The organism is Vibrio sp. Vb1337 (genome assembly GCF_033338715.1).
Lineage (GTDB): Bacteria > Pseudomonadota > Gammaproteobacteria > Enterobacterales > Vibrionaceae > Vibrio > Vibrio alginolyticus.
Window position 1 is genome coordinate 17851 of sequence record NZ_JAWOTD010000009.1, and the last position, 25442, is coordinate 43292.

The 25442-nt window shown below is 47.4% G+C and carries 20 protein-coding genes; 10 read left to right on the forward strand and 10 right to left on the reverse strand.

The window, feature by feature from the left end:
• Together R7E42_RS11800 and R7E42_RS11805 are read left to right on the forward strand one after the other, a co-directional pair.
• Entirely contained in the window at positions 1-951 is a 951-nt protein-coding gene (locus R7E42_RS11800; RefSeq protein WP_033907403.1) for an ABC transporter permease, read from the forward strand.
• Between the two features lie 157 nt (positions 952-1108).
• Positions 1109-2128 (forward strand): SPOR domain-containing protein, encoded by a 1020-nt coding sequence (locus tag R7E42_RS11805; RefSeq protein ID WP_318072696.1) that lies wholly within the window; start codon positions 1109-1111, stop codon positions 2126-2128.
• Between the two features lie 208 nt (positions 2129-2336).
• Here R7E42_RS11805 and R7E42_RS11810 read toward each other — a convergent pair whose 3' ends face one another.
• The 5 genes from R7E42_RS11810 to R7E42_RS11830 all read right to left on the reverse strand — a co-directional run bounded on the left by R7E42_RS11810 (position 2337) and on the right by R7E42_RS11830 (position 9905).
• Positions 2337-4658, reverse strand: coding sequence for an acid phosphatase (locus tag R7E42_RS11810; RefSeq protein WP_285334746.1), 2322 nt, complete (start codon positions 4656-4658; stop codon positions 2337-2339).
• A gap of 262 nt (positions 4659-4920) precedes the next feature.
• The gene (locus R7E42_RS11815) at positions 4921-6489 is read right to left on the reverse strand and encodes a hypothetical protein (protein WP_318072697.1); all 1569 of its coding nucleotides are present in this window, start codon (positions 6487-6489) and stop codon (positions 4921-4923) included.
• Between the two features lie 2 nt (positions 6490-6491).
• Complete coding sequence (locus R7E42_RS11820) at positions 6492-7064, reverse strand: sigma-70 family RNA polymerase sigma factor (RefSeq protein WP_005379118.1); 573 nt, start codon at positions 7062-7064, stop codon at positions 6492-6494.
• A 2-nt stretch (positions 7065-7066) separates the two neighbouring features.
• The gene (locus tag R7E42_RS11825; RefSeq protein WP_213880937.1) at positions 7067-8539 is read right to left on the reverse strand and encodes a chromosome partitioning protein ParA; all 1473 of its coding nucleotides are present in this window, start codon (positions 8537-8539) and stop codon (positions 7067-7069) included.
• A 13-nt stretch (positions 8540-8552) separates the two neighbouring features.
• Positions 8553-9905 carry a serine/threonine-protein kinase gene (locus R7E42_RS11830; protein ID WP_053349772.1) on the reverse strand — a complete coding sequence of 451 codons (1353 nt, stop codon included), beginning with the start codon at positions 9903-9905 and terminating at the stop codon, positions 8553-8555.
• 219 nt (positions 9906-10124) lie between these two features.
• Between R7E42_RS11830 and R7E42_RS11835 the strand changes: the two genes are divergently transcribed.
• From R7E42_RS11835 to R7E42_RS11850, 4 genes are all read left to right on the forward strand, one after another.
• Positions 10125-11132: a substrate-binding domain-containing protein gene (locus R7E42_RS11835; protein WP_161440835.1), complete on the forward strand. Its 1008-nt coding sequence runs from the start codon at positions 10125-10127 to the stop codon at positions 11130-11132.
• A gap of 55 nt (positions 11133-11187) precedes the next feature.
• Positions 11188-12123, forward strand: a complete 936-nt coding sequence (locus R7E42_RS11840; protein WP_005379132.1) for a LysR family transcriptional regulator — start codon at positions 11188-11190, stop codon at positions 12121-12123.
• Positions 12124-12390: 267 nt separating this feature from the next.
• Positions 12391-12795: an SMR family transporter gene (locus R7E42_RS11845; RefSeq protein ID WP_086046418.1), complete on the forward strand. Its 405-nt coding sequence runs from the start codon at positions 12391-12393 to the stop codon at positions 12793-12795.
• On the forward strand, positions 12792-13121 hold the full coding sequence (locus R7E42_RS11850) for an SMR family transporter (protein ID WP_085570076.1): 330 nt from the start codon (positions 12792-12794) through the stop codon (positions 13119-13121). The genes R7E42_RS11845 and R7E42_RS11850 overlap by 4 nt, the downstream gene beginning before the upstream one ends.
• 889 nt (positions 13122-14010) lie before the next feature.
• Here R7E42_RS11850 and edd read toward each other — a convergent pair.
• Positions 14011-15807 carry a phosphogluconate dehydratase gene (edd, locus tag R7E42_RS11855; RefSeq protein WP_318072698.1) on the reverse strand — a complete coding sequence of 599 codons (1797 nt, stop codon included), beginning with the start codon at positions 15805-15807 and terminating at the stop codon, positions 14011-14013.
• Positions 15807-16331: a gluconokinase gene (locus R7E42_RS11860; protein WP_005467756.1), complete on the reverse strand. Its 525-nt coding sequence runs from the start codon at positions 16329-16331 to the stop codon at positions 15807-15809. Before R7E42_RS11860 ends, edd begins: the two co-directional genes overlap by 1 nt.
• A gap of 153 nt (positions 16332-16484) precedes the next feature.
• On the opposite strand from R7E42_RS11860, the gene R7E42_RS11865 reads away from it, so the two are divergent.
• Entirely contained in the window at positions 16485-17861 is a 1377-nt protein-coding gene (locus R7E42_RS11865) for a GntP family permease (protein WP_170890705.1), read from the forward strand.
• A 9-nt stretch (positions 17862-17870) separates the two neighbouring features.
• Positions 17871-18482, forward strand: coding sequence for a bifunctional 4-hydroxy-2-oxoglutarate aldolase/2-dehydro-3-deoxy-phosphogluconate aldolase (locus R7E42_RS11870; protein ID WP_318072700.1), 612 nt, complete (start codon positions 17871-17873; stop codon positions 18480-18482).
• Positions 18483-18587: 105 nt separating this feature from the next.
• Here the strand turns inward: R7E42_RS11870 and xapA are convergent, their stop codons facing one another.
• Complete coding sequence (gene xapA, locus R7E42_RS11875) at positions 18588-19412, reverse strand: xanthosine phosphorylase (protein WP_318072701.1); 825 nt, start codon at positions 19410-19412, stop codon at positions 18588-18590.
• 121 nt (positions 19413-19533) lie between these two features.
• On the opposite strand from xapA, the gene R7E42_RS11880 reads away from it, so the two are divergent.
• Complete coding sequence (locus R7E42_RS11880) at positions 19534-20439, forward strand: LysR family transcriptional regulator (RefSeq protein WP_005379156.1); 906 nt, start codon at positions 19534-19536, stop codon at positions 20437-20439.
• Between the two features lie 81 nt (positions 20440-20520).
• Here the strand turns inward: R7E42_RS11880 and gorA are convergent, their stop codons facing one another.
• Together gorA and R7E42_RS11890 are read right to left on the reverse strand one after the other, a co-directional pair.
• On the reverse strand, positions 20521-21876 hold the full coding sequence (gene gorA, locus R7E42_RS11885; protein WP_005379157.1) for a glutathione-disulfide reductase: 1356 nt from the start codon (positions 21874-21876) through the stop codon (positions 20521-20523).
• Positions 21877-22135: 259 nt separating this feature from the next.
• The gene (locus R7E42_RS11890; RefSeq protein WP_005379158.1) at positions 22136-22975 is read right to left on the reverse strand and encodes a 23S rRNA (adenine(2030)-N(6))-methyltransferase RlmJ; all 840 of its coding nucleotides are present in this window, start codon (positions 22973-22975) and stop codon (positions 22136-22138) included.
• Between the two features lie 399 nt (positions 22976-23374).
• Here R7E42_RS11890 and prlC point away from each other — a divergent pair, with 399 nt between their 5' ends.
• Positions 23375-25417, forward strand: a complete 2043-nt coding sequence (gene prlC / locus R7E42_RS11895; protein WP_017635033.1) for an oligopeptidase A — start codon at positions 23375-23377, stop codon at positions 25415-25417.
• Positions 25418-25442 lie beyond the last annotated feature (25 nt).

Genomic DNA, 25442 nt, shown 5'->3' on the forward strand with positions numbered 1-25442 from the left:
ATGAGCCAATCAAATTTAACACCAGCTCCTGCTCCATCAGCGTGGCAGCGTTTCAAAGAGTCAGATTTTCTGTATTACTTCAAACGCGACAAAGTGGCGATGGCGAGTTTTACCGTCTTTATGATGTTCTTAGTATTGGCATTGGCTGCACCGATTCTTGCGCCAACAGACCCGTACGATCTGACGTCTATCGACATCATGGATTCTGAGTTGCCACCTTCGTGGATGGAAGATGGCGATGAGCGCTTTGTGTTGGGTACTGACGAGCAAGGTCGCGATATTTTATCGACCATTCTTTACGGCTCTCGTCTGTCTCTAACCATCGGCTTCCTGGCTGTTGGCCTTCAGTTGGTACTGGGTATCATCATTGGTTTGTCGGCGGGTTATTTCGGTGGCCGTATCGATAGCTTCTTGATGCGTTTTGCAGACGTACAGTTGTCGTTCTCGACCATGATGGTCGCGATCATCGTGTCAGCTATCTTCAAAGCCAGCTTTGGCAGTGATTTTTACAGCCAATATGCGGTGGTCATGCTGGTGGTGATCATCGGTGTGGCAGAATGGCCGCAATACGCACGGACCATTCGCGCCTCGGTATTGGCAGAGAAGAAGAAAGAATACGTAGAAGCGGCACGAGTGATGGGCTTTAAAGCGCCACGCATCATGTTCCGTCACATCCTGCCGAACTGTCTATCACCAATCTTGGTTATCTCGACGGTACAGGTAGCGAATGCGATCATGTCGGAAGCGGCACTGTCATTCCTAGGTTTGGGTCTTCCTGTTGATCAGCCGTCACTAGGTGCGCTGATCAGCATTGGCTTTAACTACATCTTCTCAGGTGCGTGGTGGATTACTGCCTTCCCAGGCATCGTGTTGGTTACACTGGTTCTGGTTATCAACTTATTGGGTGACTGGTTACGAGATGTATTCAACCCGAAACTGTACAAAGGTTAAGAATTTTCCCGCCAAGCGTTGTAAATTCGCTTAATTCCTTCCTAAACTGAGAGCCGGATGCAAATTCCGGCTCTTTTTTTGCTAGTTATTCTTTGTTCACATTTTTTTGGCGCTTTGCCGCCATAATGACCTTACCCACTAATTTAGAGTGAAGTGTATGGAAATGAAGAAGGCACAACACCCATCTCGTATCTTCCAAGCAAGCCTAGCTTTCGGCTTGTTGCTGGTATGCGCCCAGTTTTCTAGCCCAGTATCGGCGGAGGAGTTCCTTTGCCAAGCCACTCAAGCCAGCGAGAAAGAATTACCGATGCTTGAGAAAACGTGCCCAATTGGTAACGGAGTATGGGGAAAGAAAGTGCCGCAGGGGGGCAACTACCTTTACTGGATTCAATGCGGAATGCTACCCAAGCCTATGTCTCTCGCGAAAGCTAAGCCTCTCTATAGTAAAATCACGACTGACGTATGGATGAAGCCTGAATCCAAAGGCTATCGCTGTTTGATTGGACCTTACAAGGCATTGTCTGATGCGAGGGATGACTTACGAGGAGTCAAAACCTTGTCGAACTACAAAGAGGCGTTCATCCGAGTGGTTGGGAAAGGGACGAAACAACCAGTAACACCACCTACACCTAAATCTACTGTATCGTCGAAATCAGCCGCATCTTCGGTTAAGCCAACACCGACGGTGACCCCGAAACCCGCGCCAGTTCCTTCTGTGCGAGCTGATACCGACGCCTTTAAAGCGCGGGCAGAGAAGCCAGATACCAAGGCAAAAAGTTCACGTGATAGCTCTTCGTCTACGCCTGTTGCTAAGACCAAAGCGAAGCCAATTGTCACTGGAAATGATGACATTGAAGTTCGGTTGAGAACTTCAGTACAGGGCAAAACGTACGTGGTCCCATATTTACTCGATCACCATAATCAGTTTTACATGGAACATGGTAAGCCGTGGAACCGCCTCAACTACGAAAACTCGCACAAAGTATGTCAGCAACTGGGTATGAACTTAGCTAACCCTGCAGAGTTTAAAGCGCTGAGGGCGTCTGGGGTGATGGAAAAAAATCAATGGCCACTGCAACTGCCGTATTGGGGCAAAGATAAGAAAGGTTTGTTCGCCGATCGTGAGCCCAATCAGCTCACCGGAACCTCATTATTGAACGTGGTGTGCGTGAAATAACGACTCAGATATTGCGGTCAAAATATAGAAGAAAGCCCCGAGTTCGGGGCTTTTTTGCGGTCTCAAATATTATCGCTATTTGAGTGGCGTTTCTTTGTGACAGTTAGAGCAGATATACACTTCTTTGATGCCGACCAATCGTTCCCAAAATGTTCTGCGTCTTCTACGCAAATGCACGCTATCACAGCAAGGGTTAACGATGGTTGCTTTAGTCATCATCACCAGGCTCCAAAATCGGTAGTGAACTCGCGATGCTTGTCATGGCTTCTTTGCTGTTAGAGTACAGACCATATTCCGGTGCGGATTCATGACCGTTTTGTTCTTTACTCCAACGAATACCAATATAAAAGTCACCAAAATCGCGGTTGATGTAACGATGACGAGTTTTGTAATCTGACTCTGAGCCTGTTTCTTCTAGAATCAGCAGTTCACGGTCTTCATCATTCTGGATTTCCCAATTACCTGGAGTTTGGAATCCTGTTGGCATGAACGAAGTGTAGTTGTAAGTATCAGTGTCGTATTCGTACGCACCTGACGAGTATTTCAGGACTGTGTCGTCGCCTGTGCCATTACTTTCTACCATCAAGTCATGCTCTACCGTGCCTTGTTTGATGTGTTCTGCAACCGAAAGTGATTCTGCGAATGGGGTATTGCTTGAGTCCATCCAGAACAGCTCATCATCTGAGATTTTAACGATCATTTGAGTGCCGTTATGCTCGGTTTTGTGCTGGTACAACATTTCATACTCGTCGCCGTAGCTGTTGTATAGCTTACCGTCTTTCAGCTCAACGTCGTTACAGTCTTTATTGTTGTATTCCGTGTAACCAGTTTGTTGGTCCAGATCGGCAAGAATGGCGTAAGCATCGTGTTCCCATGTGTCTTTTAGGAAGTCACTGATGTTCGCTTTGTACTCTTGATTCATCTCATCGTGGTTTGAACCCCAGCAGAATAGTAGGCCTTCAGAATCTTGCATCAACATGGCGTAGCCAATTTCACCATCTTTCTGTGCAAAGCTACCCATTTTCCATTCTTGACCGTTGAAGTGCTCGTGAGTGAAGCCCAAAGTCGGTACTACTGGTGGTGGTGTGACGCCTTCGATAACCGTTGGCATGCTGAGCGCAATTTGTACCGCGGTATGGCCATCTGTCGCGCTAATCGCAAGTACTGCTCCAGCTTCACCTGCTTTTGTTGGTGTGCCTTTAATGGTGATAATTGCATTACCATCCTCAGATACTGTTAGACCTTCAATGTCTACATAGTCCGCTGAGTAGTCGGTAATTTGACCGTCTTTATCTTGGAACAAACCAGAAATATCGAGTGTTTGTTCAAACACTTCACCTTGTTGTAGGTACCAACCATCAACGATGGACTGCAGACGCGCTTGTTCTGTTTCTACAACCATTGGTGGTAAGTTTGCCGATTCGATTTCGAACTGAAATACGGTGCTTACCGTACCCAAAACCTTACCTGACGAATCAATGTCTTGCGCCGTTAGAACAATCTCAAAATCACCAGCTTTCTCTACGATTGCAGTTGGATGTAGAACAATCAGGTTGCCAGTTTGCACAACTTCAATGCCTGTGCCTGCAAAGTTGTGCGTCAGTTTGGTTGTCACAAGGTTTTGGTCTTTGTCTGCAAATAGACCTTCAATGTCTAGCTCTAAGCCATCAAAGTCCACGCCTTGTACGATTTTTGGTAGTTTTTCTAGCTTATCTTTAGCTGCCTTTTCGACGATTTTGTTTACGGTTAGCTTGTTATTAACTGCCGTTTCAGGTGCTAAGGTGTCGCTGTCTGGGGTCGCGTCAGTGATGATTGGACGTAGATTTGGGTCATTGATGTTTTCGCCAGATGCAACAAGACGTTCCACTTCTTGGTTTGCCGCTTGAGCAAACTCCGTGGCTTTTTTCTCGTAATTCGTTGGGTTTTGTGCTTTCGAGTCGGTCAGAATCTGAGCGGTTTTATGTAGTTCGGCGTTTTTTGTCGCACCTTCAACAAAATCACTGTACAGATCAATTGGTGCTTCTTCTGAGCCTCCTAGCGCTTGGTTTACTTTCGCTTTCGCGTCTTCTTCACTAATGGCTGGATCTTTTGCCATTTCAATCGCCACAAGATCCGTGATAGGTGAAATCACGTTTGATGATGTTGGTGCACGGAATACGATTTCGTGCGCCATAGCTTGGCCTGGATGATCCATATCTACCGTGTATTTGCCAGCGTACTCTTTCGCATCCAAGGCGATGAGCTGTTTCTGCTTTGAACCGTTTGGTGTGATGGTCTGTAGCGCTAGAGTGCTTTCTGGTTTTGCATCCAATTTCAGTTGACCTTTCTCATCGGTCAGACCAAGGAATGTTTCTTGAGTGTCCCATTGGCCGTTGTTGTTCGTATCTTCAAAAACAACGGCATGCTTGAAGTAGCCGTCAAAACCTGTGATCACAACGCCGTCGTTAGCACTGTTTGAACCACCATCTGAACCGCCACAGCCTGTAAGAGCGATAGCCACTGACGCTGCTAGTAAACTCACCTTATTCATTATTTATTTGTCCTTGTTTCGTTTCCGAATGAGAAAGTCGCTTTTTTTATTATTTTTTTCTTTATATCTCACTAGTGAGATATAAGAGAGTGGTGTCTTTTTAATGACTATTGAGCTTAGGTTCAAGACACGAAAATCCGCACAAAACCCGTAAAATTTATTTCTATTTTTTGTCTATGATGGAAAATTTATAATTTGATCACGGTTCCAGTTTTATTTTGGAAATGATTGTTTTGTTAAAATAACCACCTGTAAAAAAGGTTTATTGGGTGTCGCTAACGACAGGGGCGTGATAAATCATGTTGATCTTAAATTCCTCAACGCGATCAGCGAGCTCAGGTTTTGGACGTAAAATGTAGCTATACACCTCGCCATCAAGTAGCTCGTCGTAAGGGGAATAGTTAAGATCAAACGATAACGATTGTTGTCCAGTAGCGGGGGTGCTGATGAACTCGTGGCAATCAATTTGGTAAGTCGGATCGTCTGGGTTAGGGTCTGATATGATGTCGATTTGATAGTCTCCTTGACCAGCAATGACATGGCTGTGATACCAAATGGCGACATCGCTACAATACAGGTTAGGACCATAAGTGTGTAAATTGAAATCGGATTCGATGCTTTCACCATGAGGACCAATGACTTGAGTACCATAGTGATAAATATAATTGCCAACTTCAGCAACCAGATACCCCCCACTTGGGAGAGGTAGCAAATAATCAAAAAAGGAGATTTGATGCAGATATCGTCCTGTCGGTGCATTGATGCGTTTTTCCATCGATTGCTTGTTTTTTTGCATGGTGTAGCTTTCGAATTGTTTACCATCAAACACGGTGGTGAAGTAGTTCCGAGTATCTTCATGAACCTGAGATGGGTATTCTTTTTTGATGGTCCAAATTTGGCGTACACCTTGGACATAAACGATCAACGAGTCATCACTGATTTTGTACTTGCCCACTTTTTTCAAGTCTCCCTTTTCAGGACACTGGCGTTTGTTGTGTGAGGCGGCATAATTTACTTCGCCCCCCTCAAACTGAAAGGCCTCGCAATACACCACTTCATACGCGTACGCGATACCGGCAAGATTTTGTGTTGTCTCTAGGCGATAAACTACATCGCCAACTAACGGGTGTTCTGTGTCATTTTGATCGGGTGTGATAACGGGTAACTCAAAGCGCGTTGTGACCCATGCATGATCGCTATTACCGTGATAATCATCGCGCGCTGCTACCGCCAAATATGTGGTGGTTTTTATTTCCTCAGGCGCTCCTTGCACCATCATTTGTCCTTGGTTGAGGACTCTTAACCCATTGGCGTTTTCAAGCCAAATCTGAGTGGTGAGGAGATCGCCATCTGGGTCTTCAAAAAGCTGGTTAAGGTTGAGCGAATAACTCACCGGAGAGTTTTGTTTCAGCTCCCAAGCATAAATAATGGTTTGTAGCTGCTGTTCCACAGTGAGGTTGATGATGGGTTTATTATTCTCTGATGGGGCCTCTTGTGGTCGGCTGTTCTTATCACCCAATGCTGACTCGTAAAACGTGTTGTCTTCTGTGGTATGAAATGGATTCGTAACAGGGCCTGGTTGTCCTAAAAGGGCGGAGTTAAATGCGTCATCTCCCGTTTTTTTAGGAGTGCGATCCAACGCAGAACCTGTCAACGCTTGCTTTACTTCAACTAAAGATGTGCGCTCATATTGACGATGTGCTTGCTGGGTTGACTTGTCGGCGTTGTCTGACGAGTCTTTCACAGATGCCAAATTGTGTTTGTTTGAAATGAAGTAAATACCGAACAAACCGACGCATACTGCGCCGATTATCCAAAGCTTTTTGTTCATGATTACGTGTGCGCCATTCGTGATTGTAGCCAACTGCGAGAGAATTTGAGGTCTTTCTCTATCAGGCTTGCGCTGCACTCGAGTAGCTCACTGATTTCTTGGTTTTTCATGCCCATTAAATACTTGAGTTTGAGTGCGCTCGATTGGCGTGGATAGCGGCTACTGAAACTATCCAGAGCTTTATCCATGATAATCAATTGCTCGAAACGATCTTCTTCATCTCTCATCAATGTAATGTGTTGACGCTTTTGTGCTTGGTGCGAGCGTGCGTTGTCGATCAAGATTTGACGCATCACTTTGGCGGCCATCAAAAAGAAATCGCGCTTTGTTTCAATTTCACTCATGTCGCAGTTGGACATTTTCAGGTAAGCATCATGAATTAATGCCGTGGTGCTGTTGACGCTGTCTGCCAGTACTTTGTTGTCGGTGCCGTACTTTTCTGCATTTCGTTCACGCTCGTGCTGGGCGATCTTACGCAACTGTAAATAAGCAAACTGATAGAGCTCGCTCTCAGCTCGTTTATCACCAGATTGCCATTGTTGAATGATTTGTGTCAGTGCTACTGCTGTTGCCATGGTTATACATCCTCGCTCACTTTGACAAATTCAGAAATGGTGTGGGTTTCAATGCGATCGGAACCGTCTTGGTTGCGCAGAACATTTTGTTGATAGCGATATAAAATGCCTTGCTCCCAAGTTGCACCAGCTGGCAAGTATTCCCAGGTGGTGTAATTGATTTCAGATGGGGTTGTTGACCAACGTACCATGACGTTCATTTGCGCGAGTTCGGCTTTGGGGGCGCTATTGTTGACCCACCACATGTCGGCAAATTCGCGGGTAACATCTTGGGTGTACAGGCTTGTATCGGTTGGGCAGGTGTCCGTATTTTGCGGCAGTCGCATGACTTGTTGGTGGCGCATCAATAGGCACGATTGTGTCATGGACTGTTGGTGGTATTCGGTTTGCTGCCACACACCGAGGTAGTCAATGTCGTGTTCGCTAGTATTGGGATACGTAAACCAGAGCATTTCTGTACGGTTATTGTGTTGGATGTTTTTTTTACGCCCGAGACCTTGTACTTTTTCCATCAATAACTCGGTGCTCGGATCAAAATTGAGGGCAACGGAGCGGTACTTCCAGTCGCCTTCATCATCGAAGTCTTCGAGAGAGAAGCCATTCAAGTCGTTGCGGGTGCACCCTGTGATTGAACAACCAACGATATTAAACCAATCCGCAAACTTGCTTATCGGTTCGACGACATCTTCCGTGATAGGGCGCTTCATCGAGAGGAAGCAGCCTTGAAAATGATCGCCAATGCTTGGGTGTTCAATCAATGAGTCTTTGGTGATAGTGAATCGAGTTTCACCAATAGGAGGACGATATTTGGGATGATGCTGATAGCGTAGATCGTAAGCACAAGCGCGGCCTTGCCAATCCTTCTTTTTGATGACGATGTTTTTGAACGTCATGTCGCGAGGTTCAAAAATGATCTCATCAGAGGAAAAGTTTTTTTCAATGTACTGCTGGCTTTCGTTTAGGTGCTCAATCGCCTCATTGACAGATACCCAATCGAGATTGAGGTAGCGTTTAGCGTCATCTAGGTAATTGAGATCAAGGCCTTTGAGCTGGCTTTGAAAGTGAGGATCAGACAGCACACGGTTTGCTAGGACAATTTCCTCACGATTCTCAGGCGTGCTGTCGAGAGAAAGCAGCAGACGCGTCATATTGATGCTGCGGCTAGGTTTGGTTGTCGCCATCGTCGGCGTCAGCACTTCTTGGCTTGATAAGGTCGTCAGCAGATAACCTTTATCATCGTTACCAAGGAAGAAGCTAATTACATCACCGGGTTGGTAATGAAATGCTCCTTGCTGAGTGACGCCAGTGATATTGGAACTGGTTTTGTAATACAGGCCAGTCACTGGGGCGTCGATAAAGTAGCCTTGCTTCAAGGTTGAAGCTGGTGGGTGTGAAGTGGCAGCTGAAACGTCTGCTGCCAACGTGGACGTAGCCGTCAATGCAGACAGCCAAAATACCACTGAACGTGTATACATCTTGTTTTAAGCCTTATTGGTTGGTGCTGTCCTTAGACGCACAATTTGGCTGACAACTCATTGGTGTAGTTAGGTGCTTCTCTGGCACCGGTGTCATCATCGCCAACAACATTTTTTGTTTTATATGTTTGGGGATATCTGGGTTAGAGAGTATCCGCCTTCGTGTTAACTCCATCATGGAGTTCACTGAGAGATGTTCGACATTTTGCCCCTTCGCGTGGAAGATGAGGCGAGTCATTTCGTACATCATATCTTCTGCAATCTTCTTCTCTTGTTGCAGCTGGATATTCTTTTGCATCATGGCGCTGCCAAATAACACACCAGAGAGCACAATGATGCCTGACAATACCGAAGCAAGGGGACGTCGTTGTACCAAGCGAAAGGCGCTATACAATGGCCAGTTTTTTTTCTGCTCGATTGGACGGCGTTCGATAATTCGTTCGATATCAATGCGCAATGCTCGAACATTGATATATCGCATTTGAGTGGCAGGACGCGTTGCGCGTCTTATCACCCAGTAAACATCAGACCAAATTGTTGGTGATGGAAACATCAAAGCGAGAATTTTGCCTAAGGAGTACACGTCGCTTTGCTCTGTTAGAACCTGTCCTGCTTGCTGCTCTGGGCTGGCAAAATTTTGGCTAAACGCAATCAGCGCTGAGGGTGAATCTTCTCGGTTGGAGTGCGCTTTTTGAGTCAAGTTGAAGTCAAGCAGCTTGGGACGCTTGCTACGATCAATCAGTATATTTTCTGGTTTTAGATCGGCATGCAAAACCTGGTGCTGGTGGGCGTGCTCCATCGCCTGGCAGATCTGCTTAAACAACAGCAGCTTCTCCGTTTTTTCTAGCTTATTTTCAGATAGATACTCATCCAAAGTTTGACCAAACACCCGCTCCATCACGATGTAAACCGAATCTTGATGGAGACCGCCGTCAAACACTTTCGCGATGTAAGGATGGTTTAGACGCGCGAGAAGTTGAGCTTCATCGAAGAGTGCGCGTTGCCCTAACACATTGCTCAAATTGCTTTGAATAAACTTGATAGCCAGATCTTGCTCGAACGTTTCATCTGCACGTAGAGCGGCGTATACGACACCCATGCCACCACGCCCCAACTCATGAGTTAGGCGGTACTTACTGATGATTTCTCCGCTTAGATCGACGTCTTGGTTCGTAGCCTGATGAGCACCAAAATAAAGTAACTGCGTTAGTTGTTCTTCCGGTGTCTCGTTGGCTAAAAGAGGAACGAGTTGTCGATACAGCTCAGGTTGACTTCGTTGCAATGCTTGGAGGTATTGCTGCTTTTGGGAGTCGTCCAGATCAAGCAGGTGGTAGTAAATCTGGGTTTCGCTAGAGCCTAACTGCACTGTGACTAATGTCTTATTCTTTTAGGTACGGCATTTTATAAGAACTTTGATATAAATGTCATTTATTTATTCGGTTTTGATTCACAATCCATGAAACGCAATTTGATGGCTAGTGGAGTAATAACGTCATGATTTTGCGAATTATTTTCACTGAGCTTGTCGGCAGAGAGTCTATTCGTCATAATGTTACTTGTAACATTACTGATAAATCACATATTTATGGCTCAACAGAATAAGAAAACTCGTACGACATTGCAGGATGTCGCAGACCAGGTTGGCGTCACGAAGATGACCGTTTCACGCTATATGCGTAACCCTGAATCGGTGGCAGAAAAGACTCGGGCCAAGATTGCGACTGCGATTGAAGAGATGGGTTACATCGAAAACCGTGCACCGGCGATGTTGTCAAAGTCCTCCAGTAAAGCCATTGGTATTTTACTGCCGTCTTTGTCCAACCAAATTTTTGCTTCCTTTGTTCAGGGCATAGAGATGGTGACCAAAGCCAATGGCTATGAGACGCTTTTAGCGCATTTTAGCTACGATGAGCTTGAAGAAGAGCGCAAGATCGCGTCATTACTCTCTTATCAAGTCGATGGGCTTATTCTAACTGAAAGCCATCACACGCCGCGTACATTACAGATGATCAAAAATGCGGGCATTCCGGTGGTCGAAACCATGGAACTGCCATCGGAGCCGATTGATATGGCGGTTGGACTCGATCATGAAGATGCGTCGTACACCGTGGTTAAGCAGATGCTAGATACGGGGAAGAGTACAATCGTCTATTTTGGCGCGCGTCTGGATACGCGAACCAAATTGCGGATGCAAGGTTACGATCGCGCGATGACAGAAGCAGGGCTAGAACCCAAACATGTATTAACTGGTGATCATTCTAGTTTTTCTTTAGCGCATGATTTGCTCGAACGCGCACTGGAAATGCACCCAACGCTCGATGGGGTGTTCTGTACCAACGATGACATCGCAATTGGCACCATGCTGAGTGCGCAGCAACGTGGCATTCAAGTTCCACAGCAATTGGCAGTGGCGGGCTATAACGCGCTGGATATCGGTCAAACCATCAGCCCGAAACTGACCAGCGTTGATACGCCGCGTTTCCAAATTGGTGTAAAGAGCGCAGAGTTATTAATTGCGCGCCTGAAAGGCGAAACGCAAGAAGAAAAAGTCTTCGATATGGGGTATCAGATCACGTCGGGAGAGAGTGTTTAACTAATTGTTAACTGCTCTTTGTATTCGCTCATCAATGGTATTGGTAGGTTAGGGTATGGCACATCAGCTGGATGCATTGGATCTCAACTTAATGCGTTTATTAAAAGCCGTGGTGGAAAACCGCAGCATCAAGCTGGCCGCAATGCAGCTTGGCATTTCTCAACCGAGCGCCAGCCGCGGCGTGATGAAGTTGAAGCAAGTGTTTGATGACCCGCTTTTTGTGCGTAAAGCACATGGGGTAGAGCCATCACCCATGGCGATTCGTCTCGCCGCCGAGTTCGACAATATGGTTGCACCACTGGAAAAAGTGGTGCAAGAATTTGAAGTGTTCGACCCACTGCAATACCAAGGGCAGATTGCGATTGTAACTGACCCTTATTTGATGGATGAACAAGGGCAGCGACTGCTCACTGGTTGTCATCGAGCCTTTCCCAAAGCGCACTTTGCCTTTTCCAGCTGGAATACTTACTCGCACGATGAAATGTTAGAAGGCGAGCACGATTACTGCATTCTTGACCAAGAGACCGAGCTGTCGAAAGACATTTACATGCGCCCGTTATTCGTTGAAAAACGAGTGATTTTGGCGCGCAAAAACCACCCAACGTTGTCGAAAGTCAGCAATGATTGGGACACGGTGTCCAAACTACCACTCGTCTCTTTGCCTGCGCCTGCGTCATATAAACCGCTTTGTACCGTGGAGTCCGAGTATCGACGCATGGGTTATGAGCCAGTAGTGTTACTGAAGTCCTATAATTTGCGTTTGGCTTGCCAAATGTTGCAAGAAACCGACGCGATTATGTATGCCAGTCAAAGCTCAGCATTGTTGATGCCAGAACTCGCCTCTTACGCAATGCCACCCGTTAATCGTGAGTTTAGCCAGTTTGTTGTCTCTGGCGGTTTCCTTCAAACCAACCGCAACCATCCTTTGCACAGACACCTGCATAAAGTGGTGCGACAAACCCTCAATACGCCGCTGATTTTTACGCAGTGATGTCACTTTATGGCATCGGCTGAATGAGAGTAGATGCTTTAACCTTATCAATGTTGTGTGATTACATAGACAACTTACTTCTTAAGATATTCAAAAATGAATATCTCAATTACCTGTCTCTTTTTCCTACCCAGCGCTAATCTTATCTCAAATAGTCAGGAGAAGTGGCTTATTTTTATCTTTTTAACTTTTTGAATGTCGATACAGGTACGCGACATTCACCATTCTCCGTTATGCATTTTTTTAATTTCTGATGGAGGATTAATCATGCTAGTTGCACGTCTATTTTTATTGCTCGCCATCGTTGCCGAAGTGGCTGGCACAAGCACTATGTCTCTTATCGGACAAGGGCACGGGTGGTGGGGCTACATCGTAATGTATGTGCTGATCGCAATCTCTTACTACTTTCTCGCGTTTGCCGCGAAGAAAATATCGATAGGTGTGGCATACGCTGTCTGGGAAGGGTTAGGTATCTCGTTGATCACCGTGGTGTCGATCATCGCCTTTGATGCCAATTTAAATCGTCAAGAGTTGTTTGGTTTGATGTTAGCCGTTGTTGGCATTGTGTGTGTGACCTTAGGGGAATCACATGGTCAACCTAACGCCAAGAAAAACACCGATAAACCGGCAAAAGAACGTTCATTTTCTACTAGTACAAGGTGCGAATCATGAGTCAATTTTTTACGATGTCATTTGGATTTGTCGTGATGGCTGCCTTGGTCGATATCATGGCCAATATGGCGCTGACACGCTCAAAAGGTTTTAAATATAAAAGCTGGGGCATTGCGGCGATTGTGTTGGTACTGACAGCATTCACGCTGTTGGCACAAGCGGTGAAAGAGATCGACTTAGCCATTGCTTATGCCTCTTGGGGTGCGATCGGTATCTTGGGTACCGCAGTGGGTGGAGCCTTGCTTTTTAAGCAGAAACTCAAGCCAATCGGCTGGTTTGGTATCTTTGTGGTGATTGCTGCGGTCGTAGTGATGAAGACCGCTTGATGTAATTTACTGAATGATAGATATCGTCATTCTGAGCAGCAAGAGACGAGTGTGATTCAGAATCTACCAACAAAAAAGTGCTGTGGAAGAGGGGTTTTCTCTGGCTTCACAGCATTTTGCTATTAAATTCCTGATCTCGCTTAGGCTCTTCGGAACGACGGATTCATTCGTTTTTAGAAAGAACTGAGGCCAATCCTAAAGTTCGTCATTCTGAACAGCAAGGGACGAGCGTGATTCAGAATCTACCAACAAAAAGTGCTGTAGCAGAGGGGATTTTCTCTGGCTTCACAGCACGTTGATATTAGATTCCTGATCTCGCCTAGGCTCGTCGGAATGACGGATTCATTCGTTTTTAGAAAGAGCGGTGGCCAATCTCAAAGCTCGTCATTCTGAATAGCGAGGGACGAGTGTGATTCAGAATCTACCAACAAAAAGTGCTGTGGCAGAGGAGTTTTCTCTAGCTTCACAACACGTTGATAGTAGATTCCTGATCTCGCCTAGGCTCGTCGGAATGACGGATTCATTTTTTTAGAAAGAGCAGTGACCAATCCTAAAGCTCGTCATTCTGAACAGCGAAGGACGAGCAAGATTCAGAATCTACCAACAAAAAGTGCTGTAGCAGAGGGGATTTTCTCTGGCTTCACAGCACGTTGATATTAGATTCCTGATCTCGCCTAGGCTCGTCGGAATGACGGATTCATTCGTTTTTAGAAAGAGCGGTGGCCAATCTCAAAGCTCGTCATTCTGAACAGCGAGGGACGAGTGTGATTCAGAATCTACCAACAAAAAGTGCTGTGGCAGAGGTGTTTTCTCTGACTTCACAGCACGTTGATATTAAATTCCTGATCTTGCTTAGGCTTGTCTAAATGACGAGGTTTTTCTTCTCGCCTTAAACAATGAAGCTTGCGCCTTCTTCTGCACTCGATACGTTTTGGCGGATCACGCTAAACAAGCTTCGTCCCCAGGTTTGTTGGGTAGATTCGGTGTCGAAATGAATCAACTCGCGACTAGTGGTATCGCTTAAGTTGTTCAGTTCGCCCGTTTGGCAATCAAGGCGAATCAAATCGCCGTTGCGCACCAAACCAATCGCGCCACCACGAATGGCTTCTGGAGAAACATGAATCGCAGACGGAATTTTACCTGACGCGCCAGATAAACGACCGTCAGTAACCAGCGCCACTTTAAAGCCCGCTTTTTGCACGTTACCTAAAATTGGCATCAGCTTGTGCAGTTCAGGCATGCCGTTTGCCGCTGGGCCGTTGTGTGTGACCACAACGATGCAATCTTTGTTCAGCTCACCACGTTTGTATGCGGCTTCCACTTCGTGTTGGCATTGGAATACGATCGCAGGTGCAACAATCACGCGTTGCTCTTCTTTCACCGCAGACACTTTCACCACGGCTTTACCCAAGTTGCCAGTCAGTACGCGAGTGCCGCCGGTGTTTTGGAAAGTGGCGTCCGGTTTGGCGATCACGTCACCGTCTTGGCTGCCTTGGCACGGTGTCCAAGTCAGTTGGCCATCGACAAGGCTCGGCAGCGTCATTTGGTCTTCAAATTCACCAAACACGGGTTTCACATCGCGATGCAAAAGCTCGAATTCGTTCAAGCGGTGCAATAACGCAGGCACGCCACCCGCGTCTTGGAACGCGTTCATATCGGCTGGGCCGTTCGGGTAAACGCGAGCTAACAAAGGAACCACATCCGACAGATCGCTGATGTCTTGCCACGTGAGCAAGATGCCAGCAGCACGCGCCACGGCGATCATATGAATGGTGTGATTGGTACTGCCGCCAGATGCGAGTAGAGCGATGATGCCGTTGACCAAGCTCTTTTCTGTGACCACTTCTGCCAACGGACGGAAGTGTGCAGAACCCGCCGTCATTGAGGCGATTTTCAGAGCCGCGTGATCGGTTAACGCTTTACGCAGTTGGGTATGGGGATGAATGAATGCCGAACCTGGCAGCATCAAGCCCATGGCTTCGAACACCAACTGGTTGGTATTGGCGGTGCCGTAAAATGTACACGTACCCGCAGAGTGGTAAGCGCGACACTCCATATCCTGCAGAGCGTCTTTGCCGACTTCTCCCGCCGCGTATTTTTGGCGCACGTCGACTTTCTCTTCGTTGCTGATGCCCGTTGCCATCAGACCCGCTGGTACAAACGCCGTTGGTAGGTGCGCATAAGACAGCGCGCCCATCAGTTGCCCCGGGGCAATTTTGTCACAGATGCCAAGCAGTAATGTGGCATCAAAGACATTGTGGCTCAAAGACAACGCCGTTGATTGCGCAATTAAGTCACGCGAAAACAGCGACATATCCATGCCGGCTTGACCTTGAGTCACCCCATCGCACATCGCTGGCACACAACCTGCGACTTGCGCTGTATGGCCGTAGTCCGCCAGCACTTGTTTGATTTGCGCTGGGTAGTCTTGGTACGGCTGGTGGGCGCTCAACATGTCGTTGTAGGCGCTGATCAGCGCGACATTGGCATGAGTAAAATCGAGAATATTTTTCTTTTCAGAAGAGCAAGAAGCGGCGACTGCATGGGCTAAGTTACCACAAGATAAACCAACACGGCCTTTGCCAGCTTCGGCTTGCACTTCGGTGCGAGCAAGAAACGCAGCGCGCGCTTCACGGCTGCGCTCGGTCAAACGTTGTGTGACCTCAAGAACAACAGAGTGAGTCATTACGCCACCTCGATCGCTTGCATTTTGATTAGCTCAGCGGCAGAGCGTTCCACCACGTCGCTGATGTCTCCGTCGATACTGACGATCAGAGTTTGAGGCTCGTTGTCTGGGCGCTCTAGCGTCTCGAATTGGCTCTTCACCATGTTTTCTTTCATGAAGTGGCCTTTGCGCATACGCATGCGATTAAGGATCAACTCCATATCGCCATCAAGGAACAGGAAGGTCACGTTGTCGTTGCCTTCGCGGATCTGATCGCGGTAAATCTTTTTCAGTGCTGAACAGACAATAATTCCGTGTTCGTTTTTGCTTTCTAGGCTGTACGCCGCATCACGAATGCGTTCTAGCCATGGCTTGCGATCATCATCGTTCAGAGGCTGGCCCGATGCCATTTTCTGAATGTTCGCTCGTGGATGAAGATCATCACCATCAATGAATTTACGCCCTAGCTTTTTCGCTAGATGCTCACCAATTGTGCTTTTACCACTAGCACAAACGCCCATAACGATGACACTACTACCAGCCATAACTTATCCTCATAACCAAATTTGCGCGTGATCTCAATTTTTGAATTCACTTTAAAATATGGGTTTATCTTATTCATGTTATCGGTAACATGTTACCGGTAACTGAGATAAATGTGAACCATAACACAAACAATAATTCTTAAAGGTGAACCTATGGAGCAATTAACCCTAGCCCCAGATCCTACGTTCCTACTGACGATTGCAGGCCTTGCCATTGCAGCGTTACTCGTTCTGATCATTAAACTGAAAGTCCATGCTTTTGCTTCCCTTACTATGGTGAGTTTAGGTACGGCAATCGCCACTGGCGTTCCTTCTGAGAAAGTCGTATCGACCATGATGGGCGGCTTCGGCGGCACACTGGCTTCCGTGGCATTGCTGGTTGGTCTTGGTGCGATGATCGGTAAAATTCTTGAAGTGACTGGCGGTGCGAAAGTGCTGGCAGACACTTTGATTGGTCGCTTTGGTAAAGAGCGCGCACCATTTGCTTTGGGCGTCGCTTCATTACTGTTTGGCTTCCCAATCTTCTTCGATGCTGGCCTTGTAGTGATGATGCCAATCATCCTAAGTGTGGCGGCTCGTTTTGGTGGCTCACCAATTAAATACGCGTTGCCTGCAGCTGGTGCTTTTGCGGTTATGCACGCGTTTGTTCCACCACACCCAGGTCCGGTTGCAGCGGCAGAATTCCTTGGTGCAAACATCGGTCTGTTATTGGTGGTGGGTATTCTGGTGGCTATTCCAACTTGGTACCTTGGCGCTTACCTATTTGGTTTGTACGCGGGCAAAAAATTCGATATCCCACTATCTAAAGCCTTCTTTAATGGCGAAGCGATGGTGGATGAGCGCAACGCACCAAAATTTGGCACGGTTATGACCATCCTTGTGCTGCCAGTCCTGCTAATCTGTTTGGATACGGTACTGAACACACTGGCGGTTGCGGGTGTGATTGATGGCAAAACGGCACTGGTTGAGTTCCTACGTATGCTAGGTAAAACTCCAGTCGCGTTGCTGATTACTTTGATTGTCTGTCTGGCTGTGTTTGCCAAAGACTACGGCATGGCAAAACTAGAAAAATTGTGTGGTGAGTCATTGGCTCCTATCTGTGGTGTTATCCTAGTAACGGGTGCAGGTGGCATGTTTGGCGGCGTACTGCGTTCAAGTGGTATCGGTGATGCACTGGCTGACGTTCTTACAGATACAGGTATGCCTGTGATTGTGGCGGCGTTTGTTATTTCAACCTGTCTGCGTGTTGCTCAAGGCTCGGCAACGGTAGCGCTAACCACTACGGCAGCTCTTATCGCGCCAGTTGTGGCTGCATCAACAGGTTTGAGTGAACTAGACCTTTGCTTTATCGTAATCGCGATTGCGGGTGGTGCAACGGTACTGTCTCACTTCAATGACTCTGGTTTCTGGTTGGTATCTCGTTTGCTTGAGATGGATGAGAAAACCACATTAAAAACTTGGACGGTAATGGAAACGTTACTTGGCGGTATCGCGTTTATTATCGTCGCAACATTAAGCTTTATTCTTTAGAGGTTCCCCATGACAACACTTGAACAACGATTAAGAGATATCAAAATCGTCCCAGTTATCGCAATCAACGACGTAGCACACGCTCTGCCACTGGCAAAAGTGTTGGTAGAAAACGGTTTACCATGTGCGGAAGTGACATTCCGCACCGAAGCGGCGGCGGAGTCGATTCGCATCATGCGTGAAGCGTACCCAGAATTGTTGATTGGCGCGGGCACCGTTCTGACCACAGAACAAGTGGATATCGCGATCGAAGCGGGCGTGGACTTTATCGTTAGCCCAGGCTTCAACCCAACCACAGTGAAATACTGTCAGCAACGTGGTGTGACTATCGTACCGGGTGTAAACAACCCAAGCTTGGTTGAGCAAGCGATGGAAATGGGTCTGCGTACGTTGAAGTTCTTCCCTGCTGAGCCATCAGGCGGCGTAAACATGCTGAAAGCACTCACGGCGGTTTACCCAGTGGAATTCATGCCAACAGGTGGCGTGAGCCTATCCAACGTGGAAGATTACCTAGCGCTGAAATCGGTTGTAGCTTGTGGCGGTACGTGGATGGTGCCAACCGCAATGATGGACAACGGCGATTGGGAAGGCATTGCTGAATTGGTTCGCGCAGTTAAGTAAAACGCACAAACGGCTCCGAAATACCCCCGAACGTTAGAAAAAGTGATACGAAAAAGGGTCATCAAGTTACTTGATGACCCATTTGCTTTTTGGGATGAAACGGCTTTAGAAGTGATGCTTCATAAAGCGCTTAATAAAGCGAATGAAATCGGCTTCGGCTAGCTTCGCGCACTTCAATGTTTGGGCGTGAGACAATTCTACATCTCCCAAGCCTTCTGCCATGTTGGTGATCGCACATACTGCCAATACGGGTAAGCCGCAATGCGCCGCAGAAATCACTTCTGGCACGACCGACATGCCCACGACATCACCACCGATGATTTGCATCATGCGGATTTCGGCTGCGGTCTCAAAGTTGGGGCCTGTGTAAGAGACAAACACGCCTTCATTGAGGTGAATACCATTGGCTTTGCCGACTTCCAACGCTTCTGCGCGCAGGTCTTTGTCGTACGCATTGGCGAGGCTGAAGAACCTCGGGCCGTACTCTTCATCATTCGGACCGATCATTGGCGATTCAGGCATGGTATTGATGTGGTCATGAAATACCACCAGAGAACCGACGTCGATGCGTTCAGGGCGAAGTGAGCCTGCCGCGTTGGTGACGAGTAAAAACTCACAGCCTAGCTTTTTAAAGGTGCGCACGGGCGTGGTCATGACCTTCATTGAGCCGTGTTCGTAGTAGTGACCGCGACCTTTCATGCACACCACGTCTACGCCGCCCATGGTACCAAGCACCAACTCACCAGAGTGGCCTTGCACGGTGCTAACCGGAAAGCCTTCGAGCTCTTCGTATGGAATGACCACTTTGTCTTGTAGTTCGTCTGCCAATACGCCTAAGCCAGAGCCTAAAATAAACGCCGCTTTAGGTTGGAAGTTTGGTTTGCGTTCGCGAATGGTTTGTAGCGCGTCGATTACTGGATCGTGATTCATGTTAGTCACCTTCTGGTTGTGTGTTGATTCCATTGTGTGACTTTCTGCGCTGGTTATCTTTGCTTTATTCGCTACTATCATCCTTAAAAAGAGGATGATGAAATTCGCTAGGACTCAATGCATGAAGTCAGAACCATTTGAGCGCGTGACGCTGAAGATGCTGCGTTACTTTTACGAGGTCGCACAAACCAAGCATTTCACTAAGGCGGCCGAGAATCTCAATATCACCAATTCGCCGTTGAGCAATCGCATCAAAGAGTTGGAAGAGGTGCTTAACGTCAAACTGTTTGAGCGTGATTCAAGAAACGTCATGCTGACGGAGGCCGGGCGATTGTTGGAGTCCAAATGCCAACTGATTTTTCAGACCTTGGATGTCTCGCTCAATCAAGTGCAGCAAGTGGGGTTGAACCAGAGAAATATCCTGCGAGTTGGTGTGGTAAGTAGCGCATTTTGGGGCGGATTTGATCGTCTGTTACAGCGCTTCCATGCTGAGCATGACACTTATCACGCCGACATTTTTGACCTTAACCCAGAGACGCAAAAGAAGCATCTGAGCGAGAAGAAAATCGATGTGGGCATTGTGCGTTTTGCTGATGCACTCAACATTTATCCGTATCAGTCGGTATCTTTGGGCAAAGATGTGTTTGTGGTGGCGGTGTCGGAGCAACATGAGTTAGCCAGCAAATCTTTGCTGCGGCTCCAAGATTTAAAGACGTGTGAGTTTGCGTTTATGAGTTTGGCGAATTCTGCCTCGGCAAACTTCATCATCAATGCCTGTCTGCAAGAAGGCTTTTCACCCCATATTGGCAAACAAGTGGTGGAGCCAAGCACCTTGATGGCATATGTAGCAAACAGCAATACCGTGACGTTGGTTCCGTCGACGTTTTCTCAGCATCATTGGCATGGGATTCGTTTTATCAAGCTGAAAGAGTCACTGCGTGCAGACTTGTGTCTGATTCATGATGGTAAGCAAGAGAGTGCTATTAAAGCCGAGTTTATTCGCACATTATTAGAGAATGCGAGTTAAGCATGGGATAACAAAAAAAGGTCATCCTAAGATGACCTTTTCAAATGATTCGCTGAAATCAGCAATGCGATTAGCGCGTAATTAACGCATCGTTACGAACTCTTCTGAGCCCGTTGGGTGGATAGCCACAACAGAGTCGAAGTCTGCTTTGGTTGCGCCCATCTTCATTGCTACGCCGAAGCCTTGGATCATTTCATCTACCGTGAAACCGATGCCGTGCAGACCAACAACCGTTTCTTCTTCGCCCGCACATACAAGCTTCATCTTACATGGTTGACGGTGCTTAGTAACAGCGGTGTACATCGCCGTAAAGCCAGACGTGTAAACTTTGATGTTGTCTTTGCCGTACTTCTCTTCTGCTTCTTGCGTTGTTAGACCGATAGTGCCGATTGGTGGGTGGCTAAATACCACAGTTGGTACCAAATCGTAGTCCATCTTCGCGTTTGGTTTGTTGTTGAACAAACGCTCAGAAAGTTGACGACCCGCTTTCACTGCTACTGGAGTTAGCTCGATACCGCCTTCCATGATGTCACCCACACAGTAGATGCCTTTCACGTTAGTTTCTTGGTATTCGTCTACCTTGATGTAGCCTTTTTCGTTCGTTGCCACACCGGTTGACGCTAGGTTGATTGCGTCTGTCGCTGGGTGACGACCGATTGCCCAAATCAGTTGGTCAACGTTTTGGCTTTCACCGTTTTCTAGGTGCAGAGTTAGGCTGCCATCGGCTTCTTTTACCACTTCTTTTGGTACAGAGTGGGTGTGCAGTTTTGGACCTTCTGCGTCCATTACTTCAACCAACGTATCGATGATCATTGGATCGAAGCTACGTAGTGGTGACTCTTTACGTACGAACAGGTGCGTTTCTGTACCTAGCGCGTGCAGTACGCCAGCAATTTCAACTGCGATGTAGCCTGCGCCAACAACCGCAACGCGTTTTGGTTGCTCTGCTAGGTCGAAGAAGCCGTTTGAATCGATGCCGTATTCAGCGCCTGGAATGTTTGGAATAGTAGGACGACCACCAACCGCGATCAGGATGTGATCTGCTGTGTAGTGTTCACCGTTTACTTCGACAGTTTTTTCGTCAACAAACTTAGCAAAGCCTTTAATCACGTTTACTTTATTGTTGCCAAGAACGCGATCGTAAGATTGGTGAATACGACCAATGTACGCCTGACGGCTCTCAACCAGTTTGCTCCAGTCGAAACCTTTCACGTCGACATCAAAACCGTAATCTTCTGCGTACAGGTTCATTGCTTCTGCGATTTGCGCGCCATGCCACATTACTTTTTTCGGTACACAACCTACGTTGACACAGGTACCGCCAAGGTCTTGAGCTTCGATTAGCGCAACTTTCGCGCCGTACATCGCCGCACGGTTTGCAGATGCGATGCCGCCACTGCCGCCACCGATACAGATATAGTCAAAATGAGTCGCCATTACTTTCTCCAAGAGCTTATAAATTTTATCTAGTACATAGATAGATTGGGATGACCTTGTCCGAACTCAATGCCACCGTTATCCCACTATCATAAATCGAATTCGACTAATTCCTAAATGGGAAAAAGCGACAATACTTATGACAAATAGCGATGAGAGGCACAAAAAGAAGAATAAGCACGACTGGAGGGAGAAGGTGAGAGCATAAAAAAGCGCAACGAGAATATCGTTGCGCTTGAAGATATCGGTACTGAAGTGCTTACTCTGGCACAATCCAGTCCACTTTCCAGTGGCCAGTTGCTGGTGCGATCGCGTCTTGCAGGAATGGCAGAATCTCTTTCATCTGGCTTTCCAGTTTCCATGGCGGGTTAATCACAATCATGCCGGATGCCGTCATGCCGCGCTCGTTGGTATCTGGTGCAACACCTAACTCGATTTGCAGAATTTTACGAATGCCCAGTGCTTCCAAGCCTTCGATCATATCTTCGATGTCGTGACGGTTTACCACTGGGTACCAAATCGCGTAGATACCGGTTGCCCAACGTTTATGGCTCTGATGAATCGCTCGCACTACATCGCGGTACTCTTTCGCGAGTTCGTATGGTGGGTCAATCAGCACCAAACCACGACGCTCTTGTGGCGGTAAGCTTGCTTTGAGGCGTTGGAACCCGTCCTCTTTGAAGATGCTCACTTGGCGATCACGATGGAATTCTTGCTCTAACAATGGGTGATCGGCCGGGTGCAACTCGGTCAGCACCATGCGATCTTGTGGGCGGATTTGCGCGCGCGCCACACGTGGTGAGCCTGGGTAGTAACGCAGCTTCTCGCCGTTGTTGAGCACTTTAATGGCATCGATGTAGCTTTTGATGTCTTCAGGAATGCTTGGGTTATCCCAAATACGTGCGATGCCTTGTTTGTATTCGCCCGTTTTTTCAGACCATTCGTGAGTCAGATCGTAACGGCCCACACCCGAGTGGGTATCGTGATAAACGAATGGCTTATCTTTTTGTTTCAGCGCATCAAGAATGAGGCTTTGAACGATGTGTTTGACCACGTCGGCATGGTTGCCAGCGTGGAAGCTGTGGCGGTAACTTAACAAATTAAACTCTCGAAACACTCTTTGTCTGAGTGTGGTCTGTGATTTTCACTCTATGGCGGTATTATACTCAAGTAACTTAAAGATGTAGAACTTCCAATCAAATCTGTTCCTCTGATAAGGGGACGCTATTGAAATTTCTTTAAGTCACCCACACTTACTATTGGTAATCGAATTGAACTAGGTGAGTTTCTCGCACTCAAAAGGGTGTGAAATCTCATTTAGGTATAACAAGACTCAAGGACAGAGTAGCGCTGGTTGACTATAAGATGGTCATCGCGGCATAGAGAAAGGGAACGGAGCTCCCCCAATCCCTGTTGCTGGCTCGTCTGTACATTGAGTTGGCCTATCTACACAAAATAGACAGGCAATCACAGAGTCAAAACACAAAAGGAATTATTCATGTCTAATCCTCTTCTGACGTTTACGGACCTACCTCCGTTTTCTCAAATTAAACCAGAACACATCAAGCCTGCCGTTGAGCAAGCGATTGCTGACTGCCGAGCAAAAATCGATGAAGTTCTACAAGACAACGCTCACCCAACTTGGGACAGTGTGATTGCGCCAATTGAAGAAGCGGATGATCGCTTAAGCCGCATCTGGTCGCCAGTGGGTCACATGAACTCGGTAGTGAACAGCGAAGAGCTACGTGAAGCTTACGAAAGTTGCCTACCAATTTTGTCAGAGTACGGCACTTGGGTTGGTCAGCACAAAGGGTTGTACGAAGCGTACAAAACCATCAAAGCGAGCGAAGAATTTGCAACGTTAACTCGTGCCCAGCAGAAAACCATCACTGATGCACTGCGTGATTTCGAGTTATCAGGCATTGGTTTGCCATCCGATGAGCAGCACCGTTACGGCGAGATCAGCAAACGTATGTCTGAGCTGAGCTCTAAATTCTCTAACAATGTGCTGGATGCCACCATGGGTTGGACCAAGCACATCACAGATGAGAAAGACCTAGCAGGTATGCCAGAATCGGCGCTGGCAGCAGCGAAAGCTGCCGCAGAAGCAAAAGAGTTAGATGGTTACCTCATTACGCTAGATATCCCATCTTACCTACCTGTCATGACGTACTGCGATAACCAAGAGTTGCGTAAAGAAGTGTACGAAGCGTACGTGACGCGCGCTTCTGATCGAGGTCCAAACGCAGGCAAATGGGATAATTCAGAAATCATTACTGAGCAGCTAAAACTGCGCCATGAAATTTCACGTATGCTAGGTTTCAATACTTACAGTGAAAAGTCGTTAGCAACAAAGATGGCTGAAACGCCGGATCAAGTGCTGGGCTTCCTGAATGACCTAGCGACACGAGCGAAACCGCAAGGTGAACGTGAAGTCGAAGAGTTACGTCAGTTTGCGAAAAGTGAGTTTGGTGTTGAAGAGCTGAACGTTTGGGATATCGCTTACTACAGCGAGAAACAAAAGCAGCACCTGTTCCAAATTTCGGATGAAGAACTGCGCCCATACTTCCCAGAGTCAAAAGTCGTGAGCGGTCTGTTTGAAGTGCTAAACCGCGTGTTTGGCATGACCGTTACTGAGCGCGAAGGCGTAGACACTTGGCATGAGTCCGTGCGCTTTTTCGATATCTTTGATGCTGAAGGCACACTCCGTGGCAGCTTCTACCTAGATCTCTACGCTCGTGAACACAAACGTGGCGGCGCGTGGATGGATGATTGTCGTGGTCGTCGCGTTACGCTATCTGGCGAGCTGCAAACGCCGGTTGCGTATCTAACGTGTAACTTCAACCGTCCAGTGGGCGACAAACCAGCACTGTTCACGCACGATGAAGTCGTGACGTTATTCCATGAATTTGGTCATGGAATCCACCACATGTTGACGCAAGTTGATACAGGTGCTGTTTCAGGTATTAATGGCGTGCCTTGGGATGCGGTTGAGCTACCAAGTCAGTTCCTAGAAAACTGGTGTTGGGAAGAGGACGCGCTGGCGTTCATTTCTGGTCACTATGAGACAGGTGAGCCGCTACCGAAAGCGATGCTAGACAAAATGCTCGCAGCGAAAAACTTCCAATCTGCGATGGGTATTTTGCGTCAGCTAGAATTCGGCTTGTTCGATTTCACGCTTCACACTGAATATGACCCAGAAGTGGGTGCGCGTGTACTGGAAACTCTGGCGAAAGTGAAAGAGAAAGTCGCGGTAGTTCCTGCGGTTGAGTGGGCGCGTTTCTCACACAGCTTCGGCCATATTTTTGCTGGTGGCTACAGTGCGGGTTACTACAGCTACCTATGGGCTGAAGTGCTGTCGTCAGACGCGTATTCTCGCTTTGAAGAAGAAGGCATCTTCAACAAAGAGACGGGTCTAAGCTTCCTGAACAACATCCTAGAAATGGGGGGCAGTGAAGAGCCAATGGAGCTGTTTAAGCGCTTCCGTGGCCGCGAGCCACAAATCGATGCACTGTTGCGCCATTCGGGTATTGCGGCGTAAATTGAGCAAAAAACATCAAGGCCAA

What these genes read in the sequence shown, in the direction of transcription:
- R7E42_RS11800 (WP_033907403.1), top strand. Translation starts at nt 1, where the DNA reads ATGAGCCAATCAAATTTAACACCAGCTCCTGCTCCATCAGCGTGGCAG.
- R7E42_RS11805 (WP_318072696.1), top strand. Translation starts at nt 1,109, where the DNA reads ATGGAAATGAAGAAGGCACAACACCCATCTCGTATCTTCCAAGCAAGC.
- R7E42_RS11810 (WP_285334746.1), bottom strand. Translation starts at nt 4,658, where the DNA reads ATGAATAAGGTGAGTTTACTAGCAGCGTCAGTGGCTATCGCTCTTACA.
- R7E42_RS11815 (WP_318072697.1), bottom strand. Translation starts at nt 6,489, where the DNA reads ATGAACAAAAAGCTTTGGATAATCGGCGCAGTATGCGTCGGTTTGTTC.
- R7E42_RS11820 (WP_005379118.1), bottom strand. Translation starts at nt 7,064, where the DNA reads ATGGCAACAGCAGTAGCACTGACACAAATCATTCAACAATGGCAATCT.
- R7E42_RS11825 (WP_213880937.1), bottom strand. Translation starts at nt 8,539, where the DNA reads ATGTATACACGTTCAGTGGTATTTTGGCTGTCTGCATTGACGGCTACG.
- R7E42_RS11835 (WP_161440835.1), top strand. Translation starts at nt 10,125, where the DNA reads ATGGCTCAACAGAATAAGAAAACTCGTACGACATTGCAGGATGTCGCA.
- R7E42_RS11840 (WP_005379132.1), top strand. Translation starts at nt 11,188, where the DNA reads ATGGCACATCAGCTGGATGCATTGGATCTCAACTTAATGCGTTTATTA.
- R7E42_RS11845 (WP_086046418.1), top strand. Translation starts at nt 12,391, where the DNA reads ATGCTAGTTGCACGTCTATTTTTATTGCTCGCCATCGTTGCCGAAGTG.
- R7E42_RS11850 (WP_085570076.1), top strand. Translation starts at nt 12,792, where the DNA reads ATGAGTCAATTTTTTACGATGTCATTTGGATTTGTCGTGATGGCTGCC.
- edd (WP_318072698.1), bottom strand. Translation starts at nt 15,807, where the DNA reads ATGACTCACTCTGTTGTTCTTGAGGTCACACAACGTTTGACCGAGCGC.
- R7E42_RS11860 (WP_005467756.1), bottom strand. Translation starts at nt 16,331, where the DNA reads ATGGCTGGTAGTAGTGTCATCGTTATGGGCGTTTGTGCTAGTGGTAAA.
- R7E42_RS11865 (WP_170890705.1), top strand. Translation starts at nt 16,485, where the DNA reads ATGGAGCAATTAACCCTAGCCCCAGATCCTACGTTCCTACTGACGATT.
- R7E42_RS11870 (WP_318072700.1), top strand. Translation starts at nt 17,871, where the DNA reads ATGACAACACTTGAACAACGATTAAGAGATATCAAAATCGTCCCAGTT.
- xapA (WP_318072701.1), bottom strand. Translation starts at nt 19,412, where the DNA reads ATGAATCACGATCCAGTAATCGACGCGCTACAAACCATTCGCGAACGC.
- R7E42_RS11880 (WP_005379156.1), top strand. Translation starts at nt 19,534, where the DNA reads ATGAAGTCAGAACCATTTGAGCGCGTGACGCTGAAGATGCTGCGTTAC.
- gorA (WP_005379157.1), bottom strand. Translation starts at nt 21,876, where the DNA reads ATGGCGACTCATTTTGACTATATCTGTATCGGTGGCGGCAGTGGCGGC.
- prlC (WP_017635033.1), top strand. Translation starts at nt 23,375, where the DNA reads ATGTCTAATCCTCTTCTGACGTTTACGGACCTACCTCCGTTTTCTCAA.